At 71.0% G+C, this 13,216-nt stretch carries 11 protein-coding genes; 7 read left to right on the top strand and 4 right to left on the bottom strand.

Annotation, left to right across the window (positions count from 1 at the left end; all coding sequences use genetic code 11):
• Nucleotide 1: 1 nt before the first annotated feature.
• The 4 genes from sdhC to ACIRD3_RS28920 form a co-directional block, all read right to left on the bottom strand.
• A complete protein-coding gene (sdhC, locus tag ACIRD3_RS28935) occupies nucleotides 2-382 on the bottom strand; it encodes a succinate dehydrogenase, cytochrome b556 subunit (RefSeq protein ID WP_224277929.1) in 381 nt (126 codons plus the stop codon).
• A 301-nt stretch (nucleotides 383-683) separates the two neighbouring features.
• Nucleotides 684-1,229 (bottom strand): 2-oxo-4-hydroxy-4-carboxy-5-ureidoimidazoline decarboxylase, encoded by a 546-nt coding sequence (locus tag ACIRD3_RS28930; protein ID WP_402222569.1) that lies wholly within the window; start codon nucleotides 1,227-1,229, stop codon nucleotides 684-686.
• 249 nt (nucleotides 1,230-1,478) lie between these two features.
• Nucleotides 1,479-3,128 (bottom strand): alpha/beta hydrolase, encoded by a 1,650-nt coding sequence (locus ACIRD3_RS28925; protein WP_402222447.1) that lies wholly within the window; start codon nucleotides 3,126-3,128, stop codon nucleotides 1,479-1,481.
• Between the two features lie 71 nt (nucleotides 3,129-3,199).
• Nucleotides 3,200-3,955 carry an SDR family oxidoreductase gene (locus ACIRD3_RS28920; RefSeq protein WP_402222444.1) on the bottom strand — a complete coding sequence of 252 codons (756 nt, stop codon included), beginning with the start codon at nucleotides 3,953-3,955 and terminating at the stop codon, nucleotides 3,200-3,202.
• 126 nt (nucleotides 3,956-4,081) lie between these two features.
• Here ACIRD3_RS28920 and ACIRD3_RS28915 point away from each other — a divergent pair, with 126 nt between their 5' ends.
• From ACIRD3_RS28915 to ACIRD3_RS28885, 7 genes are all read left to right on the top strand, one after another.
• The gene (locus ACIRD3_RS28915; RefSeq protein ID WP_402222441.1) at nucleotides 4,082-5,677 is read left to right on the top strand and encodes a methylmalonyl-CoA mutase; all 1,596 of its coding nucleotides are present in this window, start codon (nucleotides 4,082-4,084) and stop codon (nucleotides 5,675-5,677) included.
• Between the two features lie 212 nt (nucleotides 5,678-5,889).
• On the top strand, nucleotides 5,890-7,134 hold the full coding sequence (locus ACIRD3_RS28910; protein WP_402222438.1) for an amidohydrolase: 1,245 nt from the start codon (nucleotides 5,890-5,892) through the stop codon (nucleotides 7,132-7,134).
• A 254-nt stretch (nucleotides 7,135-7,388) separates the two neighbouring features.
• A complete protein-coding gene (locus ACIRD3_RS28905) occupies nucleotides 7,389-8,450 on the top strand; it encodes a BMP family protein (protein WP_402222435.1) in 1,062 nt (353 codons plus the stop codon).
• Nucleotides 8,451-8,738: 288 nt separating this feature from the next.
• The gene (locus tag ACIRD3_RS28900; RefSeq protein WP_402222432.1) at nucleotides 8,739-10,316 is read left to right on the top strand and encodes an ABC transporter ATP-binding protein; all 1,578 of its coding nucleotides are present in this window, start codon (nucleotides 8,739-8,741) and stop codon (nucleotides 10,314-10,316) included.
• Between the two features lie 4 nt (nucleotides 10,317-10,320).
• Nucleotides 10,321-11,475 (top strand): ABC transporter permease, encoded by a 1,155-nt coding sequence (locus ACIRD3_RS28895; RefSeq protein WP_402222430.1) that lies wholly within the window; start codon nucleotides 10,321-10,323, stop codon nucleotides 11,473-11,475.
• Nucleotides 11,472-12,737: an ABC transporter permease gene (locus ACIRD3_RS28890; RefSeq protein ID WP_402222427.1), complete on the top strand. Its 1,266-nt coding sequence runs from the start codon at nucleotides 11,472-11,474 to the stop codon at nucleotides 12,735-12,737. The genes ACIRD3_RS28895 and ACIRD3_RS28890 overlap by 4 nt, the downstream gene beginning before the upstream one ends.
• A complete protein-coding gene (locus ACIRD3_RS28885) occupies nucleotides 12,734-13,135 on the top strand; it encodes a cytidine deaminase (protein ID WP_402222424.1) in 402 nt (133 codons plus the stop codon). Before ACIRD3_RS28890 ends, ACIRD3_RS28885 begins: the two co-directional genes overlap by 4 nt.
• Nucleotides 13,136-13,216 lie beyond the last annotated feature (81 nt).

Below are 13,216 nucleotides of genomic sequence, written 5' to 3'. Positions count from 1 at the left end.
CTCACTTCCCGAACCAGGAGATCAGCGTGTGCTGCAGGATCCCGTAGAAGGAGCCGGCCATCAGGAGGACCCAGACGCCGACCACGGACCAGAGCATCTGCTTCTGGTACTTCGGGCCCTTGGACCAGAAGTCCACCGCGACGACCCGCAGGCCGTTCAGCGCGTGGAACAGGATGGCGGCGACGAGGCCGTACTCCATCAGGTTCACGAGGGGAGTCTTGTACGTCTGGATGACGGTGTCGTAGGACTCCGGCGACACTCGGACGAGCGCGGTGTCGAGGACGTGGGCGAACAGGAAGAAGAAGATGAGGACGCCGGTGACTCGATGAGCCACCCAGCTCCACATGCCTTCCCGGCCGCGGTACAGCGTTCCAGCCGGCACGGAAAAACCCTCCGGAAGCGATTGGGGGCTCGGCCGGCTTCGGTGTCGGTCAGCCCGGCCGGGTACGGTCCACCGGCCGCGAGCATCCTATCGACGCCTTCTCGCGTGCCGCCTCCGGGGGCCCCAGGTGTGATCAATCAGGCACTTCTGGCCTAGTGGGGCGGGAACCGAACCGATTTCCGCCACCCTGGGTGACGGCATGTCCGCGCCCCGCACCGGTGGGTGCGGGGCGCGGGTGGTCGGGCTTCACCCGTACGGGCGGTTCACCCGCACGGATGAACGGAGGGCGGGGGCGTCCGGTTCAGCGGGCCCCGGCCTCCGAATGGGTGGCGACCAGGTGCTCCAGCCGGGTGAGGGCGATCCGGCGGAGCTCGTCCGCCGCGATCAGCCGCTCCTCGTCCGGGTCGTTGGCCAGGCGGGTGCGGATGGAGGAGAGCACGGTGTCGAGCATCTCCTCCGGGGCGACGCCCTCCAGGCAGACCACGAAGACGTGGCCGAACCGGGCCTCGTACGCGGCGTGCGCCGCCCGCAGCGCGGTGTGCGCGGCCTGGCTCCCGGGGGCCCGCATGCCGAGCAGCGGCTGCGGCATCCAGCTCTCGTCGGCCAGCGCCTCGGCGAGGTCGGCCGGGCGGAGGTCGTAGGAGGCCTCGCTGGCGGCGGCCAGCAGGGACTCTATGTCGGGGTACGGCCGGTGCGCGGTGAGCCGCAGGGCCCAGCGGTGGCTGCCGCAGCAGGCCAGCAGGGCCTCCTCGGCGGCGCCGGCGTCGGCCTCGTTGAAGCGGTGCAACCCGAGGAGGGTCGGCTCTGTTCTGACGTCGAGCCGCTGTGACGGGATGTCGCTGGCCAGCGGGTCCTCCTCGTGAGGGCGGGAAGGTGCCGGTGGGGTGGGGTGGTGGAGCAGCTGAAGTATGGGGCTGCGGGGCGGCGCTCGGCACCGGTCGGGCAGCGCCTCCAAGGTAGTTGAGCTCTCATCAGTTGGGGAGGGCGCGCGCCGAATTCATCCGGACGAGCTATCAAGTTGTGACGTTGACACCTTCGTGTCAGCGCTCTCCCCGCGTTCATCTGCTGATCACCGGGGCCTTCGGCCCGGTCCGGTTCAGGAGCAACGGGTGCCCGCGGCCGGCATCGTGCCCTCGGTCAGGTAGGCCTCCAGGGCCCGGTCGATGCAGACGTTGCCCTTGCCGAAGGCGCCGTGGCCCTCGCCGACCCGGGTGAGCAGGGTCGCGTTGGCGAAGCCCTTGGCCAGCGACTCGGCCGAGGCGTACGGGGTGGCCGGGTCCCCGGTGGTGCCGACCACCAGGATCGGGGCGCTGCCCTCGGCCCGGATGGTGTGCGGCTTCTCCGGCGTCTGGAACGGCCAGTGGGCACAGCCGGGCTCGCTGTAGTCCTCCACCGTGACCCCCTTGGACAGCAGCGGCGCCTCGGCGAGCAGCCGGTCCACGGCGGCCTTGGCGTGCTCGGGGGTGGGCGCGGGTCGGGCGGCGTCGGCGCAGCTGATCGCGCTGTGGGCCTCCTCGATCGGGCTGTAGTGGCCGTTCGCGTCGCGGCCGTTGTAGTCGTCGGCGAAGGCCAGCAGCAGGTCGCCGCGCTTCGTCTGCATCGCCATGCCGAGGGCGACCCGCAGGTACTTCCAGGAGGTCTTCTCGTCGCCGTAGAGCGTCTGGACGGTGCCGGTCCAGGCCAGGTCGCTGCCGAGCTTGCGGCCGTCCTTGGTGGGCAGCGGGTTGTCGCGCAGGCCGTCCAGGAAGTCGGCGGCCTTCTTGGCGGCCGCGGACGCGTCCTGGCCGAGCGGGCACTCCTCGGCGTGGTTCTCCACGCAGTCGGCGGCGAAGCGCTCGAAGGACTTCTCGAAGCCGACCTGCTGGTCGACGCCGTGGTCCAGGGTGTCCTGGGCGGGGTCGACGGCGCCGTCCAGGATCAGTCGGCCGGTGTTCTTCGGGAACTCCTCGGCGTAGAGGGCGCCGAGGTAGGTGCCGTAGGAGATGCCCAGGTAGTTGAGCTTCCTGTCGCCGACCACGGCGCGCAGCACGTCCAGGTCGCGGGCGGTGTTGCGGGTGCCGACGAAGGGCAGCAGCCTGCCGGACCTGGCCTGGCAGGCGGCGGCGTGCTCGGTGGACTGCTTGAGGTGCGCGGCCTTGCGCTCGGCCGGGTCCAGCGGTTCGTCCTGCTGCTCGGCGGCGTCGTGCTGCTTGTCGTCGTAGCAGACGACCGGCGAGCTGTCGCCGGTGCCGCGGGGGTCGAAGCCGATCACGTCGAAGCGGTTGTGCAGGGCGCCGACGAAGTCCTTGGCGCCGTACTTGACCATCTCGACACCGGAGGCGCCGGGGCCGCCCGGGTTGACCATCAGCGAGCCGATCCGCTGGTTCGGCTTGGCGGCCGGGTACTTGATCAGCGCGAGGTCGATCGCGTCGCTGCCGGGGTTGGCGTAGTCGAGCGGGACGTGCAGCTTTCCGCAGGTCATCGCGGAGGTGTCGATCCTGGCCTTCTCGGCCTGCGGGTCGGCCGGGCAGGCCGCCCAGGCGATCTGCTGGCCGTAGAAGGGCTTGAGCGCCGGGTCGGCCTCGCCGCCGGGCCGGGTGGTCGCCGCCGGGGCGGCCGCGCTGCTCGCGGCGGCGGGCGCGGAGGTGCCGGCGGCCTTGTCCTGGGCCGGCTCGGCGGTGCGGTCGCAGGCCGTGGCGAGGAGGAGGGTGCCCGCCGCGACCGCGGTCAGCAGGACTCGTGGGCGGGCGGCCCGGAAGGTTCTCATCGCACGTGTGTACCACCGGGTGGTGACGCGTTCGATCTTGACCCCCCGCGGGCTCGCCCGCCCGGCCGGGCTCAGCCGCGGTGGACCTTGTGGTTGGCGGCCTGCGCCCGGGGGCGGACCACCAGCAGGTCGATGTTGACGTGCGAGGGCCGGGTGACCGTCCACGCCACGGTGTCCGCGATGTCCTCCGAGGTCAGGGGCTCGGCCACGCCCGCGTACACCGCGGCCGCCTTCTCCTCGTCGCCGCGGAAGCGGGTGACCGCGAAGCCCTCGGACTTCACCATGCCGGGCGCGATCTCGATCACCCGGATCGGCTCCCCGCACAGCTCCAGCCGCAGGGTGGCCGCGATGGTGTGCGCGGCGTGCTTGGCGGCGACGTACCCGCCGCCGCCCTCGTACGCGGCCAGCGCGGCGGTCGAGGAGAGCACCAGCACCGTGCCGTCGCCGGTGGCCCGCAGGGCCGGCAGCAGCGCCTGCGTCACGTGCAGCACGCCGAGCACGTTCACCTCGTACATGGCCCGCCAGTCGGCCGGGTCGCCGTGCTCGACGGTCTCGGCGCCGATCGCGCCGCCGGCGTTGTTCACCAGGACGTCCACCCGGCCGACCTCGGCCGCGAAGGCGTCCACGGCGGCCCGGTCGGTGACGTCCAGCGTGACGGCCCGCGCGGAACCGCCCCGGTCGGCGATCTCCTTGGCCAGCGCCTCTATCCGCTCGGTGCGGCGGGCGGTCAGCACCACGTCGAAGCCCTCGGCGGCCAGCCGACGGGCGGTCGCCGCGCCGATTCCGCTGCTGGCACCGGTGACCACGGCCACCTTCTGCTCGGTCATTGCCACTCCCTGGGGCTCATCGGTCGTTCACCCGATCATCTCAACCGCGTCGGCGCCCCCGCCGCCCGGTCGCGCTCTACATTGCGAGGACCGCCTCCCTCCCGCCGCCGACCCGTGGAGAGACCCATGGCCGCCGCAGAATCCGCCCGCCGTTCGGAGTCGGGCCTCCCGATCGAGCCGCTGTACGGCCCCGAGGCGCTGGCCGGCTGGGACCCGGAGACCCGCCTGGGCCGGCCGGGGGAGTACCCCTTCACCCGGGGCGTCTACCCGACGATGTACACCGGCCGGCCCTGGACGATGCGCCAGTACGCGGGCTTCGGCACCGCCGCCGAGTCCAACGCCCGCTACCGGCAGCTGATCGCGGGCGGCGGCACCGGCCTGTCCGTCGCCTTCGACCTGCCCACCCAGATGGGCTACGACTCGGACGCCCCGCTCGCGGCCGGGGAGGTCGGCAAGGTGGGTGTGGCCGTGGACAGCGTCGAGGACATGGCGGTGCTGCTCGACGGCATCCCGCTCGGCGAGGTGTCCACCTCGATGACCATCAACGCGCCCGCCGCCCTGCTCCTGCTCCTCTACCAACTGGTGGGCGAGGCCCAGGGCGTGGCGCCGTCCGCACTGACCGGCACGGTCCAGAACGACGTGCTGAAGGAGTACATCGCCCGCGGCACCTACATCTTCCCGCCGCAGCCCTCGCTGCGGCTGGTCGCCGACGTGTTCCGGTACTGCCGGGCCGAGATCCCGCGCTGGAACACCATCTCCATCTCCGGCTACCACATGGCCGAGGCCGGGGCCGATCCCGCGCAGGAGATCGCCTTCACCCTGGCCAACGGCATCGCCTACGTCCGCACCGCGATCGCCGCCGGGATGGCCGTGGACGAGTTCGCGCCCCGGCTCTCGTTCTTCTTCGTGGCCCGCACGACGCTCCTGGAGGAAGTGGCCAAGTTCCGTGCCGCGCGCAGGATTTGGGCAAGAATCATGCGCGAGGACTTCGGCGCGCGGGATCCGCGCTCGCAGATGCTGCGGTTCCACACCCAGACCGCCGGGGTGCAGCTCACCGCCCAGCAACCCGAGGTCAACCTGGCCCGGGTCACCGTGCAGGCGCTCGCCGCGGTGCTCGGCGGCACCCAGTCGCTGCACACGAACAGCTACGACGAGGCGATCGCGCTGCCCACCGAGAAGGCGGCCCGGCTCGCCCTGCGGACCCAACAGGTGCTCGCCCACGAGACCGACGTGACCGCCACCGTCGACCCGTTCGCCGGTTCGTACGCCGTCGAGTCGCTCACCGACGGGCTGGAGGCCGCCGCGCTGGCGCTGATGGGCCGGATCGAGGACCAGGGCGGCGCGGTGGCGGCGATCGAGCGGGGCTTCCAGAAGGGCGAGATCGAGCGCACCGCCTACCGCGTCCAGCAGGAGACCGACTCCGGCGAGCGGACCGTGGTCGGCGTCAACCGGTTCCGGTTGGACACGGAGGAGCCGTACCAGCCGCTGCGGGTGGACCCGGCGATCGAGCGGCAGCAGGCCGGGCGACTGGCCCGGCTGCGGGCCGAGCGCTCCGCCGGCGAGGTCGCCCGGGCGCTGGACGCGCTGCGCCGCGCGGCCGAGGGTCCGGAGAACGTGCTGTACCCGATGAAGGAGGCGCTGGCCGCCCGTGCGACCGTCGGTGAGGTGTGCGACGCGCTGCGCGGGGTGTGGGGGACGTACGCCCCGGTGGAGCGCTTCTGAGCACCGCCTGAACGGCCGTCAACGCCCGGGAGGCGTCGAGGCGGTGGCGGCCGTGACCGCCGCCCCGGGGGATCGTTGCACAGGGCAAGCAACCCGGGGAAGGCGGCTGAAACGAGATGTCATACCCACCTGTCCGGCCGGTATGCGCCCATCCGGGGACTAGTTTTCCGGAAGTCGGGCCAAATCCCCCCAACAGGCCTACGATTAGCGAGATGAACCGTCCTGAGCCCGCTCAGCCGGGCGCCACTCTCGCCGCCGCACGCCCCGCCGCCGAACTGCGCGACCGGGTCAGGGCGCTGGAGCCCGAGCTGATCGCCTTCCGCCGTGATCTGCACCGGCATCCGGAGCTGGGCCGCCAGGAGTTCCGCACCACCGGGCTGCTGCGCGACCGACTGGTGGCGGCCGGCCTCGAACCCCGGGTGCTGCCCGGCGGCACCGGCCTGCTCGTCGACATCGTCCCGGCCGGCACCGCCCCGGGCGCCGAGTTCCTGGCCTTCCGCGCCGACATCGACGCGCTGCCCATCGACGACGCCAAGACCGACGTGCCGTACCGCTCGACCGTCCCCGGCCGGGCCCACGCCTGCGGCCACGACGTGCACACCGCGGTGGTGCTCGGTGCCGGCCTGGTGCTGGCGGAGGCCGCCCGCACCGGCGAGCTGCGCCGTCCCGTCCGGCTGGTCTTCCAGCCGGCCGAGGAGGTCATGCCGGGCGGCGCGCTGGACGTGATCAAGGCCGGCGGGATGGACCGGGTCGGGCGGATCTTCGCGGTGCACTGCGACCCCAAGGTGGAGGTCGGCCGGATCGCGCTGCGCACCGGGGCCATCACCTCGGCCTGCGACCGCCTGGTGCTGCACCTGGACGGCCCCGGCGGGCACACCGCCCGCCCGCACCTGACCACCGACCTGGTCACCGCGGTGGCCCGGATGGCCGCCGACCTCCCCGGCGCGCTGGCCCGTCGGATGGACCCGCGCTGGGGCGTCAGCCTGGTCTGGGGCCGGATCGCCTCCGGTTCCGCGCCCAACGTCATCCCGCAGCACGCGGAGCTGGAGGGCACCGTCCGCTGTCTGGAGCTGGACGGCTGGCGCGAGGCGCCGGACCTGTTGCACGAGCTGATCGCCAAGCTGGCCGAGACCTACCGGGCCAAGTGGACGCTGGACTACCACCGCGGGGTGCCGCCGGTGGTCAACGAGGCGGTCTCGGTCGCGCGGCTGGACGAGATGATGCACGCGCGCTTCGGGGCCGACACCGTGGAGGGGACCGAGCAGAGCCTCGGGGGCGAGGACTTCTCCTGGTACCTGGAGCACGCCCCGGGCGCGCTGGCCCGGTTGGGCGTCCGCGCCCCCGGTGACACCGCCGTCCGTGACCTGCACCAGGGCCGGTTCGACGTGGACGAGCGGGCGATCGGCATCGGTGCCGAGCTGTTCGCGGCGCTGGCACTGGAGGCGGACGGCGACTGAGGCGCGACCGGCCGGTCGGACGCCGACACGTGGGCGGACGGTGGGCCTCCGGGGTTGGGGGGCGGTTCCGTAAACTGGGGCGCACCAACCCCGGACCACCGTCACGCAAGGGGAAAGAGCCTCGGGACGACCTTCAGACCACGGTTTGATAACAACCCGAATGCTCTGGCACCCCGTAACCCAACCGTGTTCTACGCGCGTTACGGTGGCGTCCGACCACGCCAAACGGTTGCGTGTCAGAAGGAGAAACTCCCTTGCGCCGTTCAATGAAGCTCGCCGCGGTTGTGCTCTCGGGTTCCCTGGGCATGGCCTCGCTCGCCGCTTGCGGCGCAAAGAGCACCGACAGCACCTCCTCCTCCGCCTCGGGCGACGGCTCGCTCAAGGTCGGCATGGCCTACGACATCGGCGGCCGCGGCGACCAGTCGTTCAACGACTCCGCCGCCCGTGGTCTCGACAAGGCCAAGACCGAGCTGGGCGCCTCGGTGACCGAGGCCGAGGCCAAGGCCGGCGAGGCCGAGGCCGACAAGGAGACCCGCCTCAAGAACCTGGTCGACGCCGGCTACAAGACCATCATCGCGGTCGGCTTCGTCTACCAGCCGGCGGTCAACAAGGTCGCCAAGGACAACCCGAACGTCAAGTTCGCGATCATCGACTCGAACGACAAGGACCAGCCGTCCAACGTCACCTCGCTGCTCTTCGCCGAGCAGGAGGGTTCGTACCTGGCCGGTGTCGCCGCCGCCAACAAGTCGAAGGCCCACCACATCGGCTTCATCGGTGGTGTGCAGTCCGAGCTGATCAAGAAGTTCGAGGCCGGTTACAAGGCGGGCGCCAAGTCCGTCGACCCGAACATCGTGATCGAGACCACCTACCTGACCACGCCCCCGGACTTCACCGGCTTCAACTCGCCCGACAAGGGCAAGGAGGCCGCGCAGGGCCAGCTCGACAAGGGCGCGGACATCATCTACACCGCCGCCGGTTCCTCCGGTAACGGTGCCATCGAGGCCGTCGCCAACAAGCAGGGCGCCCTGGCCATCGGTGTCGACTCCGACCAGGCCAGCCAGCCGGCCCTGGCGAAGTACAAGAACAGCATCATGACCTCGATGGTCAAGAACGTCGACAACGCGGTCTTCGCGTACATCGACTCGGTCAAGAAGGGCAACGCCTTCACCGGCATCAAGCTCTTCGACCTGAAGGCCGACGGTGTCTCGCTCGCCACCACCGGCGGCAAGATCGACGACATCCAGCCGCAGCTGAAGGCCGCCGCCGACGCCATCAAGAGCGGCGCCACCACCATCCCGACCGCGCCGGCCCAGTAAGGACCGCGCGTCTCGGACGCGACAGCGCCTGCCGACTGCCCGGCAGCGCGATGATCGACACACGGGAGGGGCCCGGCAGGGTGCGCTCAACGCGTACCCCCGGGCCCCGTCCCGTCCCCCCGTTTCCCCCCTTGGCCCTCCGAGCGCAACGACGCGCCTCCAGACCACCAGGAGATCGCCATCACCGCATCCGACCCCGTCCCCCTGCGCAAGGACGGCACCCCCAGCGCGGGGACGGCGACACCGGCCGTCGAACTGCGCGGCATCACCAAGCGCTTCCCCGGTGTCGTGGCCAACCACGACATCAACCTCACCGTCCGCACCGGCACGGTGCACGCCCTGATGGGCGAGAACGGCGCCGGCAAGTCGACGCTGATGAAGATCCTCTACGGCATGCAGAAGCCGGACGAGGGCACCATCGCGATCAACGGCGAGCTGTGCGAGTTCAACACCCCCGGTGACGCCATCGACCGCGGCATCGGCATGGTGCACCAGCACTTCATGCTGGCCGACAACCTCACGGTGCTGGAGAACGTCGTCCTCGGCGGCGAGAAGATCCACGGCATCGGCGCCAAGGCCAAGGCGAAGATCAAGGAGATCTCCGACCAGTACGGCCTGGGCGTGCGCCCGGACGCCCTGGTCGAGGACCTCGGCGTCGCCGACCGCCAGCGCGTCGAGATCCTCAAGGTGCTGTACCGCGGCGCCAAGATCCTGATCCTCGACGAGCCCACGGCCGTCCTCGTCCCGCAGGAGGTCGACGCGCTGTTCGACAACCTGCGCGAGCTCAAGTCCGAGGGCGTCACCGTCATCTTCATCTCGCACAAGCTGCACGAGGTGCTGGCGGTGGCCGACGCGATCAGCGTCATCCGGCGCGGCACCACGGTCGGCGACGCCGACCCGAAGGCCGTCACCGCCCGTCAGCTCGCCGAGATGATGGTCGGCGCCGAGCTGCCCTCCCCGGAGAGCCGCGAGTCGACCGTCACCACGACGGAGATGCTCGACGTCAAGGACCTGCGGATCGCCAAGACCGACGCCGAGGGCATCGAGCGCGTCGTCCTGGACGACATCTCGCTGCGCATCCACAAGGGCGAGATCCTCGGCATCGCGGGTGTCGAGGGCAACGGCCAGGCCGAACTGGTCGAGGCCATCATGGGCATGCTGCCGCTGGACGGCGGCACCGTCACCCTGGACGGCAAGGACCTCTCCGGCACCCTCACCCGCAGCCGCCGCGAGGCCGGCATCGGCTACATCCCCGAGGACCGCCACAAGCACGGCCTGCTGCTGGAGGCCCCGCTCTGGGAGAACCGCATCCTCGGTCACGTCACCGAGACGCCCAACTCCAAGGGCGTGCTGCTCGACCCGGCCGCGGCCCGGACGGACACCTGGCGGATCGTCGAGGAGTTCGACGTCCGCACCCCCGGCATCGAGGTCACCGCGGCCTCGCTCTCCGGCGGCAACCAGCAGAAGCTGATCATCGGCCGCGAGATGAGCCACCAGCCCAAGCTGCTGATCGCGGCCCACCCCACCCGTGGTGTGGACGTCGGCGCGCAGGCCCAGATCTGGGAGCACATCCGGACCGCCCAGCGGGCCGGCCTGGCCGTCCTGCTGATCTCCGCCGACCTGGACGAGCTGATCGGGCTCTCCGACACCATCCGGGTCATCTACCGCGGCCGCCTGGTCGCCGACGCCGACCCGGCCACCGTGACCGCCGAGGACCTGGGCACCGCGATGACCGGTGCCGCCAGCGGCCACATCGAGTCCGAGCCGGAGGCCGTCGCCGAGGCCCAGGCCATCGCCGCCGAGGGCACCCAGGCCGAGGGCACCGACCCGTCCGACACCGCCGACGACCCGCAGGCGGGGGAGTAACCACATGACCAGTCCCAACCCCGCCGCCAAGCGCAGCCTGGCGCAGCGGATCAGCGGTGAGCGGATCGTGCTCGCACTGGCGGCGCCGGTGCTCGCGGTCGTGCTCTCCGTCGCGATCTGTTCCGTCCTGCTGGCGACCTCGGGCAAGAACCCGTTCGACGCGTGGAACGTGATGATCACGTACGCCACCAAGTCGGACGGCCAGGTGGCGATCCTCAACCGGTCCACCACGTACTACCTGGCCGCCGCGGCCGCCGCGTTCGGGTTCCGGATGAACCTGTTCAACATCGGCGTCGAGGGCCAGTACAAGGTCGCGGCGCTGTTCGCGGCCTACATCGGAGCGCAGGTCGACCTGCCGGCGTTCATCCAGATCCCGCTGCTGCTGGTCACCGCCATGCTGGTCGGCGGCCTGTACGCGAGCATCGCCGGTCTGCTGAAGGTCTACCGCGGCGTCAGCGAGGTCATCGCGACCATCATGCTGAACGCCATCGCGCTCGCGATCGTCGGCCTGCTGCTCGTCCCCGGCGTCTTCGCGCCGAAGGTCAGCGGCACCAGCAACTCGATCCAGACCGAGCCGATCTCGCAGTCGAGCCACTTCTTCGGCATCGAGACGGCCGGCGGCACCCTCTGGGGCTTCCTCTTCATCGCGATCCTGGTCGGTGTGCTCTTCCAGTTCACCCTGACCCGCACCCGCTTCGGCTTCGACCTGCGCGCCACCGGCCGCTCGGAGTCCGCCGCGACCGCCTCCGGCGTGAACGTCAAGAAGATGGTCGTCATCTCGATGTTCGTCTCCGGTGGGATCGCCGGTCTGATCGGCATGCCCGAGCTGCTGCAGAACTCCTTCTACTACGGCCAGAGCTTCCAGCCCGGCCTGGGTTTCCTGGGCATCTCGATCGCCCTGCTCGGCCGGAACAGCCCGATCGGCATGGCCTTCGCGGCCCTGCTGTTCGCCTTCCTGGACGCCACCGGCGCGCAGCTGCCCCTGCAGGGCGGCTTCCCGTCCGAGATCGTCTCGGTCATGCAGGGCACCATCGTCATCTGCGTCGTCGTCGCGTACGAGCTGGTCCGCCGCTACGGCCTGAAGCGCCAGCAGCAGAAGGTCGGCGCCCAGCTCGCCGCCCAGGCCGCGGCCACTGAGAAGAAGGAGGTGTCCGCGTGAGCACCGCTACTGCCGCTCGTCCGAAGGCGCCGGGCGCGCCTGCGAAGAAGCGCACGCTGTCCTGGCCCGTGGTGCTCCTGCTGATCGCGGGTGCCCTGGTGCTGTTCTCCGCCGTGGGCATGGCCACCGGCAACCACTCGCTGACCTCCTCCGGCCAGGTCACCGCCGCGCTCAGCGCCGCCGTGCCGATCGGCATGGCCGGTCTCGGTGGTCTCTGGTCCGAGCGGGCCGGTGTGGTCAACATCGGCCTCGAAGGCATGATGGTCGCCGGCACCTTCTGCGGTGCCTGGGCCGGCTACCTGGTCAACCCGTGGGTCGGCCTGCTGGCCGGCATGCTCGGCGGGGCGCTCGGCGGTCTGCTGCACGCGATCATCACCGTCACCTTCGGCGTCGACCACATCGTCTCCGGCGTCGGCATCAACCTGCTGATCCCCGGCATCTGCGCGTACGTCAACCGGATCTACTACAAGGACTACATCTCGGCCGGTGCCGGTGCGAACCAGTCCCCGCCGGCGGATCCGCTGCCGTACATCACCGTCCCGGGGCTGTCCTCGGGCCTGAAGGACATCGAGAACCACCACTGGTTCTTCGTCTCGGACGTCGCGGGCGTGCTGGGCGGCCTGGTCACCAACATCTCGGTGGTCGTGGTCCTGGCCGGTGCGCTGATCGTGGTCAGCTACTTCGCGCTCTGGCGCACGGTCTTCGGCCTGCGGCTGCGCTCCTGCGGTGAGAACCCGACCGCGGCCGAGTCGCTGGGCGTCAACGTCTACAAGTACAAGTACCTGGCGGTCATCGCCTCCGGCGCCTTCGCGGGCCTCGGCGGTGCGTACCTCTCGCTGGTCGCCGCGCACTTCTACAAGGACGGCCAGACCCTGGGCCGCGGCTTCATCGGCCTCGCCGCGATGATCTTCGGCAACTGGATGCCCGGGGGTCTCGCCATGGGCGCCGGCCTCTTCGGCTTCACCGACAGCCTCCAGCTGCGCGACCCGGAGTCGGTGCACGTGCTGATCCTGGTCGTCGGCATCGCGATGATCCTGCTCGCCCTGTGGCAGCTGTACCGGCGCAAGTACACCGCGACGGTGATCTCCTTCGTGATCGCCGGCGGCCTGATCGCCTGGTACTCGCTGACCGACCAGGTGCAGCGCCCGCTGATCGTCGCCACGCCGTACCTGATCACCCTGGTGGTGCTCTCGCTGGCCTCGCAGCGACTGCGGATGCCCAAGGCGGACGGCCAGATCTACCGCAAGGGCCAGGGCAAGTGACCGCCCCGCAGGCCTCCGCGGTCGACTGGGAGATGCTGCGCGAGGCGGCGCGCGAGGCGATGGGCCACGCGTACGCCCCGTACAGCAAGTTCCCGGTCGGCGCGGCCGCGCTGGTGGACGACGGGCGGGTGGTCACCGGCTGCAACGTCGAGAACGCCTCGTACGGGCTCGGGCTGTGCGCCGAGTGCGGGCTGGTGTCCGCGCTGCACGCCACCGGGGGCGGTCGGCTGACCGCTTTCACCTGCGTCGACGGCGCCGGCGAACTGCTGATGCCGTGCGGGCGCTGCCGCCAGCTGCTGTACGAGCACGGCGGGCCGGACCTGCTGGTCGAGCTGGCCTCCGGCGTGAAGCCGATGAGTGAGGTCCTGCCCGACGCGTTCGGGCCGGAGCGGCTCTAGCATCTGCATTTGTTACGCGCGTAGAGTGTCGCGAGTGGGCCGTAACCCGGTCATTTCGCGGCACTCTTCGCATTTCACGCT

Source organism: Kitasatospora sp. NPDC093550 (assembly GCF_044764985.1).
Taxonomy (GTDB): Bacteria; Actinomycetota; Actinomycetes; order Streptomycetales; family Streptomycetaceae; genus Kitasatospora.
The sequence above is the reverse complement of the archived record's forward strand: the minus strand, read 5'-3'. Positions and strand labels throughout refer to the sequence as shown.

Excerpts from the sequence above, each read along its gene's own strand:
- ACIRD3_RS28895 (WP_402222430.1), top strand. The coding sequence starts at position 10,321 with ATGACCAGTCCCAACCCCGCCGCCAAGCGCAGCCTGGCGCAGCGGATC.
- ACIRD3_RS28910 (WP_402222438.1), top strand. The coding sequence starts at position 5,890 with ATGAACCGTCCTGAGCCCGCTCAGCCGGGCGCCACTCTCGCCGCCGCA.
- ACIRD3_RS28925 (WP_402222447.1), bottom strand. The coding sequence starts at position 3,128 with ATGAGAACCTTCCGGGCCGCCCGCCCACGAGTCCTGCTGACCGCGGTC.
- ACIRD3_RS28915 (WP_402222441.1), top strand. The coding sequence starts at position 4,082 with ATGGCCGCCGCAGAATCCGCCCGCCGTTCGGAGTCGGGCCTCCCGATC.
- ACIRD3_RS28920 (WP_402222444.1), bottom strand. The coding sequence starts at position 3,955 with ATGACCGAGCAGAAGGTGGCCGTGGTCACCGGTGCCAGCAGCGGAATC.